We start from the raw sequence: 16,698 nt of genomic DNA on the forward strand, positions 1-16,698 counted from the left end.
CTCGTCCCATGGCACGCCGACTCCGCCCCGTCGAGCTCGACTTCGTCGAGTCCGCCCCGCTGCGGCTGGTCTTCGCCGCGGAGGTCGCCGCGCCGCCGAAGGCGGTGTACGCGGCGTTGGCGGACGATGTGGCGGGCTGGTCGCGCTGGTTCACGGGCGTGGCGCGGGCGGTGCCGACGCACGGCGGCCGGGGCCGGGACGTGCGACTGACCGGCGGCACCCGCTTCGTCGAGACGGTCCTGGCGGCCGAGCCGGACGAGCACTACGCCTACCGGGTCGACACCACCAACGCCCCTGGTCTGCGGGCCCTGTTGGAGGACTGGCGGCTGACGCCCGCGGGCGGTGGCACCCGGCTGCGGTGGACCTTCGCGGCGGACGGCCCGGCGCCGCTCCGCTGGGCGATGACGCTGGCCAGGCCCGGCCTGGGCCGCGCCCTGCGGGAGTCGGCCCGGGCCCTGGACCGCCGCCTCGCCGGAGCCTGAACCGGGCGCCCGAGCCTGAACCGGGCCCGGCCGTCCGGTACCGGGGCGAAGGGCCTTCAGGAAGGCCAGGCCCCCGTGGCCAGGAACTCCTCGATGGCGCGCGCGTACGGCGTGATGTCCAGCCCCTGGGAGGCCAGCCAGTCGTCGGAGTAGTACTTGTCGAGGTAGCGGTCGCCGGGGTCGCACAGCAGCGTGACGACCGAGCCCGTACGGCCCTCGGCGACCATCTCCGCGACGATCTTCAACGCGCTCCACAGTCCCGTACCGGTCGAGCCGCCCGCCTTGCGGCCGATCGCCGCCTCCAGGGCGCGTACCGCGGCGACGCTGGCGGCGTCGGGAACCTTCATCATCCGGTCTATGGCGCCGGGAACGAAGCTCGGCTCCATCCGGGGCCGCCCGATGCCCTCGATGCGGGAGGCCGTGGCGCAGTCGGTCTCCGCGTCGCCGGTGAGCCAGCCGTCGAAGAAGCAGGAGTTCTCCGGGTCGGGGACGCAGACGCGGGTGTCGTACTGCATGTAGTGGACGTAGCGGGCGATGGTCGCCGAGGTGCCGCCGGTGCCCGCGGTGGCCACGATCCAGGCCGGTTCGGGATAGCGCTCCAGCCGCAGCTGCTGGTAGATCGACTCGGCGATGTTGTTGTTGCCGCGCCAGTCCGTGGCCCGTTCGGCGTAGGTGAACTGGTCCATGTAGTGGCCACCGGACTCGGCGGCCAGCCGGGCGGAGACGTCGTAGACGGTCCGCGGGTCCTGGACCAGATGGCAGGTGCCGCCGTGGAACTCGATCAGCCGGGTCTTCTCCCGGCTGGTGGTGGCCGGCATCACGGCGATGAACGGCACCCCGATCAGCGAGGCGAAGTAGGCCTCGGACACCGCCGTGGAGCCGCTGGAGGACTCGATGACGGGCTTTCCCGGGCGGATCCAGCCGTTGCACAGCCCGTAGAGGAACAGCGAGCGGGCCAGCCGGTGCTTGAGGCTGCCGGTGGGGTGCGTCGACTCGTCCTTGAGGTAGAGGTCGATGCCCCACTTCTCGGGCAGTGGGAAGCGCAGGAGGTGGGTGTCGGCGGTGCGGTTGGCGTCCGCCTGCACCTTTCGGACGGCTTCTTTGAGCCAGGTTCGGTAGTCCGGATCCGAGCGGTCGACATCGACGGTCGGCATCGGGGCCCCGGCCGCCGTCTCGTGGTCGGGCCGGCTCTGCGGCTGCTGTGCGGTGCTCACCGGCGCGCTCCTTTAGCGGGGTTCCAAGCCCGCGCACTACGCCGGGCCGATTCCGACTATAACCACCCGCGGCACGCTTCTCACCTGCATAAACATCGCTTTGGGATACCCCAAGGACGCCCTGGGAAGGGGCTGTTGCACGCGCCGGGCACCAGGGGCACTGGTGCACCGGGCGCCATCGCGGCAAACTTCCCACAAGGGGCGGTGGAGGGCACCTGCCCGTCTCACCGAGGAGGTGCCGGCCATGGCGGAGCCGGAGTTCAACGCGACCGGCGTACGGATCGAGCGGTGGCTGCGGTCGCTGACCCGGGCCGGCCAGGTTGTCATCAGAGACGGCCGGCTGGCGCTGCTGACCAGCTACGGAACCGAGATAGACAGCGCCCCGCTGCAGGCCGTACAGGCCCACAAACCGCTGTTCGCGGCGCGGGACCGGGCGCTCGCCACCCTCAACGGGCACCGCTATTCGCTCACGCTCGGCACCCCGGAACTCTTCTTCAAGGCCCTGGAGGCGGCGCGTCCGCCACGCCCCTGAGCGGTCGACCGGACCGAGGCGGTGCGGTTGCGGGAGCGCACCGCCTGGCCGACCCTGGAACTCGTATCACTGAGGGTTCACCAGCGGTGACGTTGTGGTGCAGCGGGCATCGTTGGATCCGGTCTTCGCCCCTGCCCGGCACGGGGGGCGCCCGACCTCATCAGGGAGTCGCGGTCGTGATCAGGCAGCCCAGCAGACACTGCACGGTGGAGCTCCAAGCCGTTCCGGCTCGTATCGGCCATGTGCGCGCAATCGTCTCCGCCCGACTGCGGCACTGGCACCTCGACGCCTTGGTCGACTCCGCCGCGCTCGGGGTGACCGAGCTCCTGGCCAACGTCCACCGGCACGCCCGCCCCAGCAAGCGGTGCACCGTCGAACTGCACCTGCTCCTCGATCAGTTGACGGTCTCGGTGCACGACGAGGATCCCCGGCTGCCCCACATCCGGACCGCCGGCGGCTGGGAGACCTGCGGGCGCGGCCTGGCGCTGATCGCGGCGCTCAGCGAGAGCTGGGGGATGCGCCCGGACGGCAGCGGCAAGGTCGTGTGGTTCACCCTTCCGGCCCTGGCCGCCGCCCCCGAGGAGGTCCGTACGGACCACGCGCACTGGGAGCCGCTGTCGCTGGAGGACGGGGTGCGCACGGCGGCCGACACCCGTTCCCGGACACGGGGAGCGCGGGTCGGCTGACGCCCACCCGGCGCGCTCCCCGGCCGCGCCGGCGTGCCCGTTGGAGACCGGTGGCGGTCAGGCCTTACCTCCCTTGGGACCGGCGCCGAAGTGTTCCTCCAGTACGGACAGCCGGCTCCAGTACTCCTCCTCGTCGATCTCGCCCGCGGCGAAGCGCCGGCCGAGCACGGCGATGGGAGTGGGCGCGTCGTTGCGGGCGGCGGCCTGCGGACCGCGGAACGCCCGGCCGGGGCCGCCGAGGCGCAGACCGGTGCGGCGCAGCAGGGTCACCACGCCGAGGACGGCCAGCGCCCAGAGGACGGGGACGAACAGGATCCAGGGGCCCGGGCCACCGCCGGTCCAGGGTTCGGCAAGCTCGAACATCGCCATCAACTCCTTGGTGGAACGTGGGCTTCGTTGTCCCTTCCGAGCCTGGCCTCCCGAGCGCCGTAGGTCGTCGTACGGCCAGCGGCTCCGCCGGTACGACGGGGGGAGTAGGCGGGAGGACACGGGGACGCACCCAGGGAGCACTTGGGTCGGGAGGCGGCTACTACGGGCCGCACGACGGGCTCTCGCCCGACCCTCGGTGCTCCTTGCCGGACCGTCGCCGTCTCTGTAACTACTAGTATGTACACTGCTTGTATGAGCACTCAGGAACGTCGCGGCTCTCGGGAACGCCTCAGCACTCAGGAACGGCTGGTGCGGAGCACCCAGGAACTCCTGTGGGAGCGGGGGTACGTCGGCACCAGCCCCAAAGCGATCCTGGAGCGCGCGGGCGTGGGCCAGGGCAGCATGTACCACCACTTCTCCGGCAAGTCCGACCTCGCCCTGGCGGCGATCCGGCGCACCGCGGAGGGCATGAAGGAGACGGCCCAGGAGTGCCTGACCACCCCCGGTACGGCGTACGAGCGGGTCGCGGCCTATCTGCTGCGCGAGCGGCAGGTGCTGCGCGGCTGCCCGATCGGCCGGATGACGCAGGACCGCGATGTGGTGCAGAGCCCGGAGCTGCGGGCGCCGTTGGACGAGATGTTCGACTGGCTCCGGGGCCGGCTCGCCGAGGTCCTCACCGACGGGCAGCGGCGCGGCGAGTTGGCCGCGGGACTGGATCCGGTGGCCACCGCCGCCACCGTCGCCGCCGTGGTCCAGGGCGGGTATGTGCTGGCCCGCGCGGCGGATGACACGGCGCCGTTCGACGCGGCCGTGGAGGGCGTGCTGGCGCTCCTCGCCGCACAGGTCGTCCACCCCGCTCCCCGGCCCGATAGCCGGTAGCCGGCATCCCGTCACCGGGAACCAGGAACCGGTACCCCGTCACCAGTTGGCGGTAATCGCCAACCCGTCACCCACGAAGGAGCCCACCCGCCATGGAGATCACCCGGCAACGGCCCGCCAGTAGGCCGGGGCCCGCCGCGCAGTTCACCGGGACCGTCTGGCTCGACGAGATCGCCGCCCCGCCCGCGCCCTCCCGCCTGCGCATGTTCAGCGTGCACTTCGCGCCCGGCGCCCACACCGCCTGGCACACCCACCCGCACGGCCAGGTCCTGCACGTCACAGAGGGCGCCGGTCTGGTGCAGCGCGCGGGCGGCCCCGTCGAGCCGATCCGCGCCGGGGACACCGTCTGGATCGCGCCGGGCGAACGGCACTGGCACGGCGCGGCACCGGACACCTTCATGACGCATCTGGCGACCGTCGAGGCCGCCGCCGACGGCACCACCACCGAGTGGGCGGAGCGGGTCGGCGAGCGGGAGTACCCGGCTGGGTGACCGCCGACCGCACCGCCCCGCCTCCTCGCCTCCTCGCCTCGCCCCGCCACCGTACGGAGCCTCCTCATGCACGCCATGCAGTACGCGATCGCCCTCCCCGCCGACTACGACATGCGGATCATCCGGAACCGGGTGAAGTCCAAGGGCCACCTCCTCGACGACTTCGAAGGGCTCGGCCTCAAGGCGTACGGAATCCGCGAGCGCGGCGTCGACGGTTCGCCCGTCAACCAGTACGCGCCGTTCTACCTCTGGGCCGACCCGCAGGCCATGAACCGCTTCCTCCTCGGCGACGGATTCCGCGGTGTGGTCCGCGACTTCGGGCGGCCGACGGTCCAGCACTGGCAGGGGCTGTTCCACCGGCCGGGTCCGGCCGCCTGCACGCCCCCGCGCGCCTTCACCCGCCGGACGGAGACGCTCGACGAGCGGGCCGATGTGGCCGCCGTCGCCGAGCAGGCGGTGGCCGCGCACGAGGAGCTGGCCACCGTGGACGCGGTGCACACCACCGCGCTGGCCCTGGATCCCCGGCGCTGGGAGCTGGTCCACTTCACCCTCTGGGCGGACGCCGCCCCCCGGTCCGCGGGCGACAGCTACCAGGTGCTGCATCTGTCCGCTCCGGGCACCGGCCTGCTGGGGGCGGGGCCGCAGTGGTGACCTCGCCCCCCGCGGCGGCCCCCGCCGGTCCCGCCCTTCCCCCCGACCGCCCCGTTCCCGCCGTCCGCACCGTCCTGGGCGATATCGCGCCCGCCGATCTCGGCGTCTGCGACGCGCACGACCACCTCTTCCTGCGCAGCCCCCTGCTCCCCGGCCAGGAACTGGCCGATGCGGCGGCCGCGGCCGCCGAGCTGAACGCCTTCCGCGCGGCCGGCGGAGCGGCGGTGATCCAGTGGACGCCGTACGGCATGGGCCGGGGCGCGACCGAACTGCCGTGCCTGGCAAGGGAGTCGGGGGTGCGGATCGTCGCCGCCACCGGGCTGCACCAGGCGGCGCATTACACGCCCGAGCTGCTGGACCGGATCCGTCCGGATCTGGCCGGGCTTTTCGTCGCCGAGCTGACCGAAGGGATCGGTGAGACCGGCCCACGGGCCGGGATGATCAAGGTCGCCGGCGGCTATCACGGCCTGGACGCGCACACCCGTTACACCATGGCCGCGGCCGCCGAGGCCCAGCACGCGACCGGCGCGGCCATCGGTGTCCACCTGGAACTGGGCACCGGCGCCTTGGACGTACTGGAGCTGCTCTGCGGGGAGTTGGCGGTCCCGCCGGACCGGGTGATCCTCGGCCATCTCAACCGGTCGCCGGATCTCGTGGTCCATCGGGCCGCCGCCGAGGCGGGGGCGTATCTGGCCTTCGACGGCCCCTCGCGCGCGCATCATGCGACCGACTGGCGGCTGCCGGATGCGCTGGCCGCACTCTCCGACGCGGGCTTCGGGGACCGGATCCTGCTCGGCGGCGACACCACGACGGCCGGCGCCAGGTCGGTCAACGGCGGCCCGGGGATGCCGCATCTGCTGTGCCGCCATCGGGAGCGGCTCGAACTGACCCTGGGCAAGGACCTGGTGACGCGGTTCCTGACCACCAACCCGGCGCGGGCCTTCGCCGCCACGTGGGCGCGGACGGGCGGTGGCGGCTGACGGGGAGGGCGGCGGGAGAGCCGTCTCCCGCAACGGCCCACCGCCCGGCCCCACCCGTCGGGCTACCGCTCGACCACGGCCAGCGGATCGTCCAGCACCGGCTGCCAGGCCAGCTCCGCCGCGCCCACCAGGCTGTTGTAGTCGAGGCCGCACGGCAGGATCGGGATCCCGCCGCTGCGCCCCCACAGGCTGCGGTCGGCGACCACCGCGCGCAGCCGCTCCGGGTCGGCCTCCAGCAGGGTGCGGTGCAGCCCGCCGAGGATGACGCGGTCGGGGTTGAGGATGTTGACGAGCCCGGCGATGCCGAGCCCGAGGCGGTCGATGAGGAGATCGGCCGCGGCCCGTACGCCCGGGTCGGCGTAGGCGTCCCTGAGCAGCTCGGCGGCCTGCTGGAGCAGCGAGACCTCAGGGCCCGGTTCGCGGCCGGCGGCGACCAGGAAGGCGAGCGGATCCGCCTCGACGTCCAGGCAGCCGCGGCTGCCGCAGTGGCAGGGCGCACCCTCGGGGTTGACGGTCAGATGGCCGACCTCCAGTGCCAGGCCCGAACTCCCGCTGTGCAGCCGGCCGTCGAGCACCAGCGCACCGCCGACGCCCCGGTGCCCGGAGGCCACGCAGAGCAGATCGCGGGCGCCCCGGCCGGCGCCGTGCCGGTGTTCGGCGAGCGCCATGAGGTTGACGTCGTTACCGGTGAAACCGATCGTCTCGGTCACGCCCGGGATGCCGGCCTCGGTGAGCGAGCGCAGGAAGAGCTCGCGTACGGGGGCGCCTGAAGGCCAGGCGAGGTGCAGCGGGTTGAGCGCCTCGCCGTCCGGTTCGGCGACCGCGGAGGGCACCGCGAGGCCGGCCCCCAGGCAGCGCCGGCCGGTCTCGCGCAGCAGCTCGCCGCCGGCCGCGACGACGTCGGCGAGGACATGGGCCGGGTCGGCGGGGATGGTGCCGCAGCCGGCCGAGGTCGCCACGATGCGGCCCCCCAGGCCGACCAGCGCGACCCGGAACCCGTCGGCGTGGATCTGCGCGGCGAGCACGACGGGGCCGTTCTCGTTCACGAAGAGCCGGTGGGAGGGGCGCCCTTGGGAGCCGGCCGAGGCGGTGGGCCGGGAGTCGACGATGATCAGGCCGAGCGCTTCGAGCTCGGCGGCCACCGCGCCGGCGGTGGCGCGGGTCACGCCGAGTTCCGAGGTCAGGACGGCGCGGGTGGGCGCGCGCCCGGTGTGTACGAGCTCCAGTGCGGGTCCGAGGGCGCTACGGCCCCGCTCCAACCTGGTTGTCCGAGTCTGGGTCACACCCCTATTCTGACTTTGTGCCGACGCTAAACAAAATACGGAGGGTCCTTACCCGGGACCAGAGCTCCCCAGCGACCGATCGACACCCCCGATCCCGCCGATCCCACCACCCCCGCCGACACCTCCACCTCCCCCGCCCGACCCACCTCTCCGACCTGACCCGCCTCCGCATCGCCCTCACCACGTTCTTCGCCATGGACGGCTTCCTCTTCGCCGGATGGGTCGTGCGCATCCCGGCCATCAAGGCGCAGACCGGGGCCGGCGCGGGCACGCTCGGGCTCGCGCTGCTCGGCGTGTCGGCGGGCGCGGTCGCCTTCATGCTGATCACCGGACGGCTGTGCCGGCGCTTCGGCAGCCACGCCGTGACGACCGCCTCCGCGGCCGCCCTCGCGCTGAGCATCGTGCTGCCGCCGCTCACCCACTCGGCGACCGCGCTGGGGCTGGTCCTGCTGGTCTTCGGCGCCGCGTACGGCTCCCTCAACGTCGCGATGAACAGCGCCGCCGTCGACCTCATCGCCGCCCTGCGGCGCCCGGTGATGCCGAGCTTCCACGCCGCCTTCAGCCTCGGCGGCATGCTGGGCGCCGGGCTGGGCGGCCTGCTCGCGGGCGGCCTGCCCCCCCTCGTCCATCTGTCGCTGCTCGCCGCGATCGGCCTGCTGGCGACGGCCGTTGCGGGGCGCTCGCTGCACCGGCACCCCGCTCCCGTCGTGCCCGAGCGGATGCCTGCGGCAACGGACCGCGCCGGGACCACCGGCACGGGCCAGGGGCGCCGTCCGGCCCGCCTGGTCGTCGTCTTCGGTCTGATCGCCCTGTGCACCGCGTACGGCGAGGGGGCGATGGCCGACTGGGGCGCGCTGCACCTCTCGCAGGATCTGGACGCCGGGCCGGGTACGGCCGCCGCCGGATACGCGGTGTTCGCGCTGGCGATGACCGTCGGACGGCTGTCCGGGACCGCGATGGTGCAGCGCTTCGGACCGGCCCGGTCGCTGATCGCGGGCGGGACGACGGCGACCGCGGGCATGCTGCTCGGCGCGCTCGCCCCCAGCGCCTGGTCGGCGTGCCTCGGCTTCGCCGTCGCGGGTATCGGGCTCGCCAACATCTTCCCGATCGCCATCGCGCGGGCCGGCGAGGCCGGCGGGGCGGACGGCGTCGCCGTGGCGTCCACGGTCGGCTACGGCGGGATGCTGCTCGGCCCGCCCGCCATCGGGTTCCTCGCCGAGGCGTTCACCCTGCCCGTCGCGCTGACCACCCTCGCCCTGCTCGCCGCGGTCGCGGCCGTGATCGCGTATGCGACCCGCGGCGCGCACCGCACCGGTCGCCGCTGAGCCCCGAGCGCCGGGGGGCGGTGCACCGCGCTTGCGCGGACGGGCCCCGCCCCGCGGCGGCCCACTGTCAGTGGGGGCTGGCACACTCAGGCGCATGGAGATCACTGAGTTCGTCGAAACGCTCCGACTGGACGGGGGCCTGCTCGCCGACGCCGCCGAGGAGGCGGGCCCGGACGCCTCGATTCCGGCGTGTCCCGATTGGCAGATGCGGGATCTGGTCCGCCACGTCGGGCGGGTGCACCGCTGGGCGACGGAGATCGTGCGGCAGGGTGCGCAGCAGCCCGGCCGCATCGCCGAGGCGCCGGAGCTGGCCGACGACGAACTGGTGGGCTGGCTGCGCGAGGGCCATCACCACCTCGTCCTCGCCCTGCACAACGCCCCGCAGGACCTGGCGGCCTGGTCGTTCTGGCCCGCGGCGTCCCCGCTCGCGTTCTGGGCACGCCGCCAGGCGCACGAGACGTCGGTGCACCGGGTCGACGCCCAGCAGGCGCTCGGCGCCGCCCTCACCCCCCTCCCCGCCGCCTTCGCCGCCGACGGCATCGACGAACTCCTGGCGGGCATTCACTCCCTCGACCGCAGCCGGCTCCGTACGGACCTCCCGCGGACACTGCGGGTGCGCGGGAGCAACGCCCCCGGCGCCGACTGGACCGTCCACCTCTCCGAGGCGCCCCCGCGCGTGGTGCGCACCCAGGCCGACGCCGGCGCGGACGGCCCGGAGCCCGCGAAGTCCGCCGACTGCACCGTCGAGGGCCCCGCCGAGGAGCTCTACCTCGCCCTGTGGAACCGCCTCCCCTGGGACGCCATGACGATCACCGGCGACAAGACCCTGGTCGAGCTCTGGCGGGAGCGCGGGGGCGTTTGAGGCCGGGGCGGCCGGGCGCCCGCCCCGGTGTCGGGGACGTCGAGTGGGGTCAGCCCAGCCAGCCCGGTCGTACCAGGCCCGACTCGTAGGCCAGCACGACGAGTTGGGCGCGGTCGCGGGCACCCAGCTTGATCATGGCGCGGCTGACGTGCGTCTTCGCGGTGAGCGGGCTGACGACCAGGCGGCGGGCGATCTCCTCGTTGGTCAGGCCGATGCCGACCAGGGCCATCACCTCGCGCTCCCGGTCGGTGAGTTCGGACAGGGCGTCGGCCGCGGTGGGTTCCTTGGAGCGGGCCGCGAACTCGGCGATCAGACGGCGGGTGACACCGGGCGAGAGCAGCGCGTCACCGGCGACGACCGCCCGCACGGCCCGTACGAGCTCCTCCGGCTCGGTGTCCTTGACCAGGAAGCCGGAGGCCCCGGAGCGGATCGCCTCGAAGACGTACTCGTCCAGCTCGAAGGTGGTCAGCATGACGACCTTCACATCGGGGAGTTGCGGGTCCCGGGTGATCCGGCGGGTGGCGACCAGGCCGTCCAGCACCGGCATCCGGATGTCCATCAGGGCGACGTCCGGCCGGTGCACGCGCACCGCGGCCACGGCCTGCTGCCCGTCCCCGGCCTCGGCGACCACCTCGATGTCGGGCTGCGCGTCCAGCAGCACCTTGAAACCGGCCCGGACCAGCAGTTGGTCGTCGGCGAGCAGTACCCGGATCACGACTCCTCCTCGGTGGCGGCGGTCCGGTTCACCGTATCCGTATCGGCGTCCGGGGCCCGGCCCTTGCCTGTCGCCTTCCCCTCCCCCTTCCCCGTCCCCTTCTCCAGCGGGATGCGGGCGAGGACGCGGAAGCCGCCGTCCGGGCGCGGGCCCGCCTCGACGGTGCCGCCCAGCGCCGCGGCCCGCTCCCGCATCCCGACCAGGCCGTTGCCGCCGCCGGCCTCGTGCGGGCCGGCGGTGGCCGGGCCGTCGTCGTCGACCCGGATCTCCAGTGCTCCGGGAGCGTGGTGGAGCAGCACCCGCGCGGTGCGGGAGCCGGAGTGGCGCACGGTGTTGGTGAGGGCCTCCTGGACGATGCGGAAGGCGGCGAGGTCGGTGCCCGGCGTCAGGACGGCGGGGGTGCCCTCGGTGCTGAGGTGCACGGTCAGGCCGGCGCTCTGGGCCTGCGCGGCGAGTTCGGGCAGCCGGTCCAGGCCCGGGGCGGGGGACCGCGGGGCGTCGCCCGGGGTGCGCAGGGTGTCGAGGACCTGGCGGACCTCGCCGAGCGCCTCCTTGCTCGCGGCCTTGATGGTGGTCAGCGCCGTGCGCGCCTGCTCCGGGTCGCTGTCCAGCAGCGCCAGCCCCACGCCCGCCTGGACGTTGATGACCGAGATGCTGTGCGCGAGGACGTCGTGCAGCTCGCGGGCGATCCGCAGCCGCTCCTCGTCGGCCCGGCGGCGTTCCGCCGCGGCCCGCTCGGCGCGCGCCTTGGCGATCTGCTCGCGGCGCACCCGTACGAGCTCGGAGAGCGCCACCACCGCCACCGCCCAGGCGGTCACGAACAGTTCCTGGCCCCAGGGGGCGGGCCCGTCGTGCGGGGGCGGCAGCAGGCGGTAGAGCCAGTGCGCGACCAGGAGATGGGTGGCCCACACCCCGCCCAGCGCGCACCAGGCGACCTTGCGGTGCCCGGCCACGATCGCCGTGAAGGCGCCGAGCGCGAGGGGGAGGAAGACCGGTCCGTAGGGGTAGCCGGCCGCGAGGTAGGCGGCGCTGCTCGCGGCGGTGCCGAGGGCGACGGTGCGCGGGTAGCGGTGCCGGACGAGCAGCTGGGCCGCGCCGACGACCAGGAGGGCGCGGCCGAAGGAGTCCAGCGGGACGCGGTCCGGCTGGGCGCGCCCGGCGAAGCCCGAGCCGACCAGGACGACGACCGTCACCGCGAGCGTCGAGAGCCAGGGAAGCCCGGCGGGCCACCGGCCGCGCGGGGTCTCGGGCGGGACCGACAGCCACCGCTCCCACACCGGGCCGGGGCCGCGCCGCGCCCACGGCGGCCGTGCGTTCTCCATGCCGTCACGCTAGACCGCGGCGGGACGCGGTGGCGTCAGCCCGGCGCGGTGATCCGGCGTACTCCCGCGGGAGTACAGGAGTACGGGAGCAGGGGGCCGGCTGCCGCTCCTGCGGTGTCAGTGCGGTGCGCTGAGGCCGACGCTGCGGGCGAGTTGGAGCACGGCCTGCTCGAAGAGTTCCGTACGGGCCTCGACGACCCCGTTGAACTGGCCGAAGAGTTCGAAGCTCAGCAGCCCGAAGAGCTGCGCCCAGGCCCCGATGAGCCGCGCCAGTACGGCGCCGGGCAGCTCGATGCCCAGCTCCGCGCCGAGTGCCAGCGCATCGCCCACCACCACGTCGGGCAGCGGCTCCCCGGGTTCCCTCAGCGCACCGGCGGCGTGTGCGTCACGGACGACGCCGATCAGCGCGAGCCCCACCCGGGCGGCCGGCTCGGTGGTGGTGCGGGGAGCGCGGTAGCCGGGGACGGGGGACCCGTAGATCAGCGCGTACTCGTGCGGATGGGCCAGCGCCCAGTCGCGTACGCCCGTGCAGACGGCCGTCCATCGGGCGGCGGGGCGGCCGGCGTCGGCCGTTGGGAGGGCGTCGCGGGCGCGCTCGGCGGCCTCGCCGACCGCGTTGTAGGCGTCCACGATCAGCGCGGTGAGCAGGTCGTCGCGGCTGGGGAAGTAGCGGTAGAGCGCGGAGGAGGCCATGCCGAGCTCGCGGGCGACGGCGCGCAGGGAGAGCTTGGCGGCGCCCTCGGCGGCGAGCTGCTTGCGGGCCTCGGCGTCGGCCGCCGCACCCGCCCGTTCACCGCCGTCGAGCTGCCGCCCGCCGAGACCCCGGCCCTGCTGCGTGCCTACCTCAAGCGCTGGAGCTGGGAGGTCAAGGCGTTCTTCGGCGACGTCACGGCCGACTCCACCGACGAGGAACTCCTCGCCGCGGCCCCCCGCCACCCCGTCTTCCGGATCACCGAATCATGAGCGGGCGGGCCGGCCGCACGGCCCGCGGTCACCTCGCCGCGGGCCCCCTCACCCCCGGTCCATGGACTCCAGCGCCCGTCGCGCCACCGAGTGGGTGCGCACGATCTCGGCGAGCGTGGTCGTGCCGCGGGTGATCTTCGCGAAGGCGTGCCAGGCCGGCCGGAAGCTCGTGATCACGGCGTGCACCAGCCCGGGGCGGCGGGAGAAGACCGTGAGCAGCCGCCGGCCCACGCCCATCTCCACACCGAGGCCCGCCTTGATCGCGAAGGCGTAGTTGAGGGCCTGGCGGCGGGCGTCGACCGCGTCATGCGCCTCGGAGACCCGCACCGCCCACTCCCCCGCGAGCCGGCCGGACCGCAGCGCGAAGGAGATGCCCTCCCGCGTCCACGGCTCCAGCAGCCCGGCCGCGTCGCCGCACACCAGCACCCGGCCGCGGGACAGCGGCGAATCGTCGGCGCGGCAGCGCGTCAGATGCCCGGACGAGACGCTCGGTTCGAAGCCGGCCAGGCCCAGCCGGCCGATGAAGTCGTCCAGATAGCGCTTGGTCGCCGCGCCCTCGCCGCGGGCGGAGATGACGCCGACGGTGAGGGTGTCGCCCTTGGGGAAGACCCAGCCGTAGCTGCCGGGGATCGGGCCCCAGTCGATGAGCACCCGGCCCGCCCAGTCCTCGGCGACCGGCTCGGGCACCGGGATCTCGGCCTCCAGCCCCAGGTCGACCTGGTCGAGCTTGACCCCGACGTGAGCCCCTATCCGGCCCGCGCTGCCGTCCGCGCCGACCACCGCCCGCGCCAGCACCACCTCACCGTCGCCCAGCACCACCGCGACCGTGCGCCGGTCCGGCACCTCGGCCCCGTGCTGCTCGACCCGCGAGACCGTGACGCCCGTACGGACCGTCGCGCCCGCGTCCTTGGCCGACTCCACCAGCCGGGCGTCGAACTCGGGCCGGTTGATCAGGCCGAACAGCATGTTCTTGGAGCGGCGGGTGCGGGTGAGCCGCCCGTTCAGCGAGAACGTCACCGCATGCACCCGGTCGCGCAGCGGCAGTTCGAAGCCGGGCGGGAGGGAGTCCCGCGAGGGGCCGATGATGCCGCCGCCGCAGGTCTTGTAGCGGGGCAGTTCGGCCTTCTCCAGGAGCAGCACCCGGCGTCCCGTACAGGCCGCGGCATGCGCGGCCGAGGCGCCCGCCGGCCCCGCGCCCACCACCACGACGTCCCACACCCGCTGGTTGTCCTCCGCTGCCCGCTCGCTGCTCACCTGTGCTTCTGCTCCCGTTCGATGCCTGGCTGCGCGTACCGCCCGCATCCTACGGGCCGCTCTCGCGCGAAGGCCCTGTGGGAAGATCGGGGGCACCCATGCCCGTACGTCCGGCCCGTCCGGCTCACGAGGCCCGGACGGCCCGTACCCCACAACGTCGCGCCCACAAGGAGCGTTCCATGTCTGACAGCCCCCTCGCGCAGACCGTCGCCGCACTGCAGCCCCGCGCCAGGACCGAGCTGGCCGAGCTGGTGGCCTTCAAGTCGGTGGCCGATCCGGCCCAGTTCCCCCCGAGCGAGTGCGAGGCGGCCGCCGACTGGGTCGCCGGCGCGCTGCGGGCGGACGGGTTCCAGGACGTGGCGCTGCTGGACACCCCGGACGGCAGCCGGTCCGTGTACGGCTTCCTGCCCGGCCCGGCCGGCGCCCCGACGGTGCTGCTGTACGCGCACTACGACGTGCAGCCGCCGCTGGACGAGGCCGCCTGGCTCTCCCCGCCGTTCGAGCTGACCGAGCGCGACGGCCGCTGGTACGGGCGCGGCGCGGCGGACTGCAAGGGCGGTCTGATCATGCATCTGACGGCGCTGCGCGCGCTGAAGGAGCACGGCGGCGTCCCGGTCAACGTCAAGGTGATCGTGGAGGGTTCGGAGGAGCAGGGCACCGGCGGCCTGGAGCGGTACGCCGAGGCGCACCCGGAGCTGCTGGCCGCCGACGCCATCGTCATCGGCGACACCGGCAACTTCCGGGTCGGGCTGCCGACGGTGACCGCGACGCTGCGCGGGATGACGCTCGTACGGGTCCAGGTCGACACCCTGGAGGGCAATCTGCACTCCGGCCAGTTCGGCGGCGCGGCCCCCGACGCGCTCGCGGCGCTGATCCGGATCCTGGACTCGCTGCGCGCGGAGGACGGCTCGACGACGGTGCGGGGGCTGGAGTCCGACGCCACCTGGGAGGGACTGCAGTACCCGGAGGAGGACTTCCGCAAGGACGCCCGGGTGCTGGACGGCGTCGGGCTGATCGGCGGCGGCGCGATCGCGGACCGGATCTGGGCCCGGCCGGCCGTCACGGTGCTGGGCATCGACTGCCCGCCGGTCGTCGGCGCCACCCCGTCCGTACACGCGGGCGCCCGGGCGCTGGTGAGCCTGCGGGTGCCGCCGGGCACGGACGCCGCGGCGGCGACGAAGCTGCTGGCCGCGCACCTGGAGGGCGCGGCGCCGTGGGGCGCGCGGGTCGCGGTCGAGCAGGTCGGGCAGGGGCAGCCGTTCCGCGCGGACACCGGCAGCCCGGCGTATGCGTCGATGGCGGCGGCGCTGCGGGAGGCCTACGACGGCGAGGAGATGCAGACGTCCGGTATGGGCGGCTCGATCCCGCTGTGCAACACCCTGGCCGGGCTCTACCCGGACGCGGAGATCCTGCTGATCGGCCTGAGCGAGCCCGAGGCGCAGATCCACGCGGTCAACGAGAGCGTCTCGCCCCAGGAGCTGGAGCGGCTCTCGCTGGCGGAGGCGCTGTTCCTGCGGCAGTACGCGCAGAGCCGGGCCTGACGTCCCGTACGGCGGACGCCCAAGACCCGTCTCCTGAAGCGGAACGGGCGCCGCGGCCGGACTCGCTCCGGCCGCGGCGCCCCTCCCCGGCCGGCGCGTCAGCCGACGGGGACGCCCGCCTCCAGGTGGAACGGACAGCCCCGTTCCCGGGCGCGCAGTGCCCAGCGCAGGCGGTTCCAGCGCACCGGGGGCAGCAGTTGCTCGGCCTCGGCCTCGGTGACGAAGCGCCAGTCGCGCAGTTCGGCGCCGGGCAGCAGCAGCTTGCCGATCCGCTCCTCGGTCAGGGTGCCGCCGTCGTAGAGCAGGCGCAGACCGCCGAAGCCGGGCGGCTGGGGAGCCTCCCAGTCCAGCACCAGCAGCCGGGGCGGGTGCGCCAGTTCGATGCCCAGCTCCTCGGCGACCTCGCGCACCCCGGCGTGGGCCGGCGCCTCGCCGCGCTCCACGACGCCGCCGGGGAACTCCCAGCCGGCCTTGTAGGTGGGGTCGACCAGCAGCACCCGGTCCTGGTCGTCGAAGAGCAGGACGCCGGCCGCGAGCGTCTCGGCGGTCGGTTCGGGGGTCTGCACGATGTCGCAGGCGCCGGTGCCGGCGCGGACGGCCTCGGCGACCCGCTCGGCGGTCTGCCGGGGCGTGAGCCGGGTGGTGTCGACGACATGCGCGTCGTCGGTGAGCCACGGCAGCGCGTCGGCGTACGGCTCCAGATGCGCCAGGCTCCAGCGGCGGATCGCGGCATTGGCCCCGTCGTCGCCCGGTGTCTCCTCGCGGTGCGCTATACGCGCCCGCAGGATCGTTTCCTCCGCATGCAGCAGAACATGCAGCACCGGTATCCGGCGGGCGGCGAGGGAGCCGAAGATCTCGTCGCGGTACTCCTGGCGCAGCAGCGTCATCGGCGTCACCAGCGGGCCCGGCACCTCGGTGAGCAGCGCGGCGGCGGTGTCGGCGACCATCCGCCGCCAGGACGGGAGGTCCTGATAGTCGTCGACCTCCTCGAACCGCTTGGCCGGCAGCATCAGGCGCAGCCCGCTGCCGAGGAGTTCGGGGTCGTAGAGCGTGCTTCCGGGAAGCAGGTCGAGCAGTTCATGAGCCGCAGTGGTCTTGCCCGCACCGAACGTGCCGTTCAGCCAGACGATCACGGTTTCCCCTCTTCCC

Annotated in this window: 18 protein-coding genes; 10 read left to right on the plus strand and 8 right to left on the minus strand. The window is 74.2% G+C overall.

Annotation, left to right across the window (positions count from 1 at the left end):
- Window positions 1–8: 8 nt before the first annotated feature.
- The gene (locus WAB15_RS07385; RefSeq protein WP_399149121.1) at window positions 9–482 is read left to right on the plus strand and encodes an SRPBCC family protein; all 474 of its coding nucleotides are present in this window, start codon (window positions 9–11) and stop codon (window positions 480–482) included.
- Window positions 483–538: 56 nt separating this feature from the next.
- Here WAB15_RS07385 and WAB15_RS07390 read toward each other — a convergent pair whose 3' ends face one another.
- A complete protein-coding gene (locus WAB15_RS07390; RefSeq protein ID WP_407289184.1) occupies window positions 539–1,636 on the minus strand; it encodes a PLP-dependent cysteine synthase family protein in 1,098 nt (365 codons plus the stop codon).
- Between the two features lie 304 nt (window positions 1,637–1,940).
- On the opposite strand from WAB15_RS07390, the gene WAB15_RS07395 reads away from it, so the two are divergent.
- Both WAB15_RS07395 and WAB15_RS07400 read left to right on the plus strand, forming a co-directional pair.
- The gene (locus WAB15_RS07395; RefSeq protein ID WP_384428452.1) at window positions 1,941–2,228 is read left to right on the plus strand and encodes a hypothetical protein; all 288 of its coding nucleotides are present in this window, start codon (window positions 1,941–1,943) and stop codon (window positions 2,226–2,228) included.
- Window positions 2,229–2,404: 176 nt separating this feature from the next.
- Window positions 2,405–2,914, plus strand: a complete 510-nt coding sequence (locus tag WAB15_RS07400) for an ATP-binding protein (protein ID WP_407285734.1) — start codon at window positions 2,405–2,407, stop codon at window positions 2,912–2,914.
- Window positions 2,915–2,971: 57 nt separating this feature from the next.
- Here WAB15_RS07400 and WAB15_RS07405 read toward each other — a convergent pair whose 3' ends face one another.
- Window positions 2,972–3,277 carry an SHOCT domain-containing protein gene (locus tag WAB15_RS07405; RefSeq protein WP_399149123.1) on the minus strand — a complete coding sequence of 102 codons (306 nt, stop codon included), beginning with the start codon at window positions 3,275–3,277 and terminating at the stop codon, window positions 2,972–2,974.
- A gap of 258 nt (window positions 3,278–3,535) precedes the next feature.
- Between WAB15_RS07405 and WAB15_RS07410 the strand changes: the two genes are divergently transcribed.
- The 4 genes from WAB15_RS07410 (at window position 3,536) to WAB15_RS07425 (ending at window position 6,284) form a co-directional block, all read left to right on the plus strand.
- Window positions 3,536–4,162, plus strand: a complete 627-nt coding sequence (locus WAB15_RS07410; RefSeq protein WP_407285735.1) for a TetR/AcrR family transcriptional regulator — start codon at window positions 3,536–3,538, stop codon at window positions 4,160–4,162.
- Window positions 4,163–4,254: 92 nt separating this feature from the next.
- The gene (locus WAB15_RS07415) at window positions 4,255–4,653 is read left to right on the plus strand and encodes a cupin domain-containing protein (RefSeq protein ID WP_399149125.1); all 399 of its coding nucleotides are present in this window, start codon (window positions 4,255–4,257) and stop codon (window positions 4,651–4,653) included.
- A 66-nt stretch (window positions 4,654–4,719) separates the two neighbouring features.
- Window positions 4,720–5,304 (plus strand): DUF4865 family protein, encoded by a 585-nt coding sequence (locus WAB15_RS07420; protein ID WP_407285736.1) that lies wholly within the window; start codon window positions 4,720–4,722, stop codon window positions 5,302–5,304.
- Between the two features lie 74 nt (window positions 5,305–5,378).
- The gene (locus WAB15_RS07425; RefSeq protein WP_407289185.1) at window positions 5,379–6,284 is read left to right on the plus strand and encodes a phosphotriesterase; all 906 of its coding nucleotides are present in this window, start codon (window positions 5,379–5,381) and stop codon (window positions 6,282–6,284) included.
- A 62-nt stretch (window positions 6,285–6,346) separates the two neighbouring features.
- Here WAB15_RS07425 and WAB15_RS07430 read toward each other — a convergent pair whose 3' ends face one another.
- Entirely contained in the window at window positions 6,347–7,567 is a 1,221-nt protein-coding gene (locus WAB15_RS07430) for an ROK family protein (protein ID WP_399149127.1), read from the minus strand.
- Window positions 7,568–7,761: 194 nt separating this feature from the next.
- Between WAB15_RS07430 and WAB15_RS07435 the strand changes: the two genes are divergently transcribed.
- The gene (locus tag WAB15_RS07435) at window positions 7,762–8,892 is read left to right on the plus strand and encodes an MFS transporter (protein ID WP_399149128.1); all 1,131 of its coding nucleotides are present in this window, start codon (window positions 7,762–7,764) and stop codon (window positions 8,890–8,892) included.
- A gap of 94 nt (window positions 8,893–8,986) precedes the next feature.
- The gene (locus tag WAB15_RS07440; protein WP_407285737.1) at window positions 8,987–9,754 is read left to right on the plus strand and encodes a maleylpyruvate isomerase family mycothiol-dependent enzyme; all 768 of its coding nucleotides are present in this window, start codon (window positions 8,987–8,989) and stop codon (window positions 9,752–9,754) included.
- Window positions 9,755–9,803: 49 nt separating this feature from the next.
- Here WAB15_RS07440 and WAB15_RS07445 read toward each other — a convergent pair whose 3' ends face one another.
- The 4 genes from WAB15_RS07445 to WAB15_RS07460 form a co-directional block, all read right to left on the minus strand.
- The gene (locus tag WAB15_RS07445) at window positions 9,804–10,469 is read right to left on the minus strand and encodes a response regulator (protein ID WP_407285738.1); all 666 of its coding nucleotides are present in this window, start codon (window positions 10,467–10,469) and stop codon (window positions 9,804–9,806) included.
- On the minus strand, window positions 10,466–11,791 hold the full coding sequence (locus WAB15_RS07450; RefSeq protein ID WP_407285739.1) for a sensor histidine kinase: 1,326 nt from the start codon (window positions 11,789–11,791) through the stop codon (window positions 10,466–10,468). Before WAB15_RS07450 ends, WAB15_RS07445 begins: the two co-directional genes overlap by 4 nt.
- A 117-nt stretch (window positions 11,792–11,908) precedes the next feature.
- Complete coding sequence (locus WAB15_RS07455) at window positions 11,909–12,727, minus strand: TetR/AcrR family transcriptional regulator (RefSeq protein ID WP_407285740.1); 819 nt, start codon at window positions 12,725–12,727, stop codon at window positions 11,909–11,911.
- Window positions 12,728–12,802: 75 nt separating this feature from the next.
- On the minus strand, window positions 12,803–14,008 hold the full coding sequence (locus tag WAB15_RS07460) for a geranylgeranyl reductase family protein (RefSeq protein ID WP_407285741.1): 1,206 nt from the start codon (window positions 14,006–14,008) through the stop codon (window positions 12,803–12,805).
- Between the two features lie 179 nt (window positions 14,009–14,187).
- On the opposite strand from WAB15_RS07460, the gene WAB15_RS07465 reads away from it, so the two are divergent.
- Window positions 14,188–15,549, plus strand: coding sequence for a dipeptidase (locus WAB15_RS07465; protein ID WP_399149134.1), 1,362 nt, complete (start codon window positions 14,188–14,190; stop codon window positions 15,547–15,549).
- Window positions 15,550–15,647: 98 nt separating this feature from the next.
- Here the strand turns inward: WAB15_RS07465 and WAB15_RS07470 are convergent, their stop codons facing one another.
- Window positions 15,648–16,682, minus strand: coding sequence for an NUDIX domain-containing protein (locus tag WAB15_RS07470; RefSeq protein WP_399149135.1), 1,035 nt, complete (start codon window positions 16,680–16,682; stop codon window positions 15,648–15,650).
- Window positions 16,683–16,698 lie beyond the last annotated feature (16 nt).

This window comes from Streptomyces sirii (assembly GCF_045690365.1).
Classification (GTDB): domain Bacteria; phylum Actinomycetota; class Actinomycetes; order Streptomycetales; family Streptomycetaceae; genus Streptomyces; species Streptomyces sirii.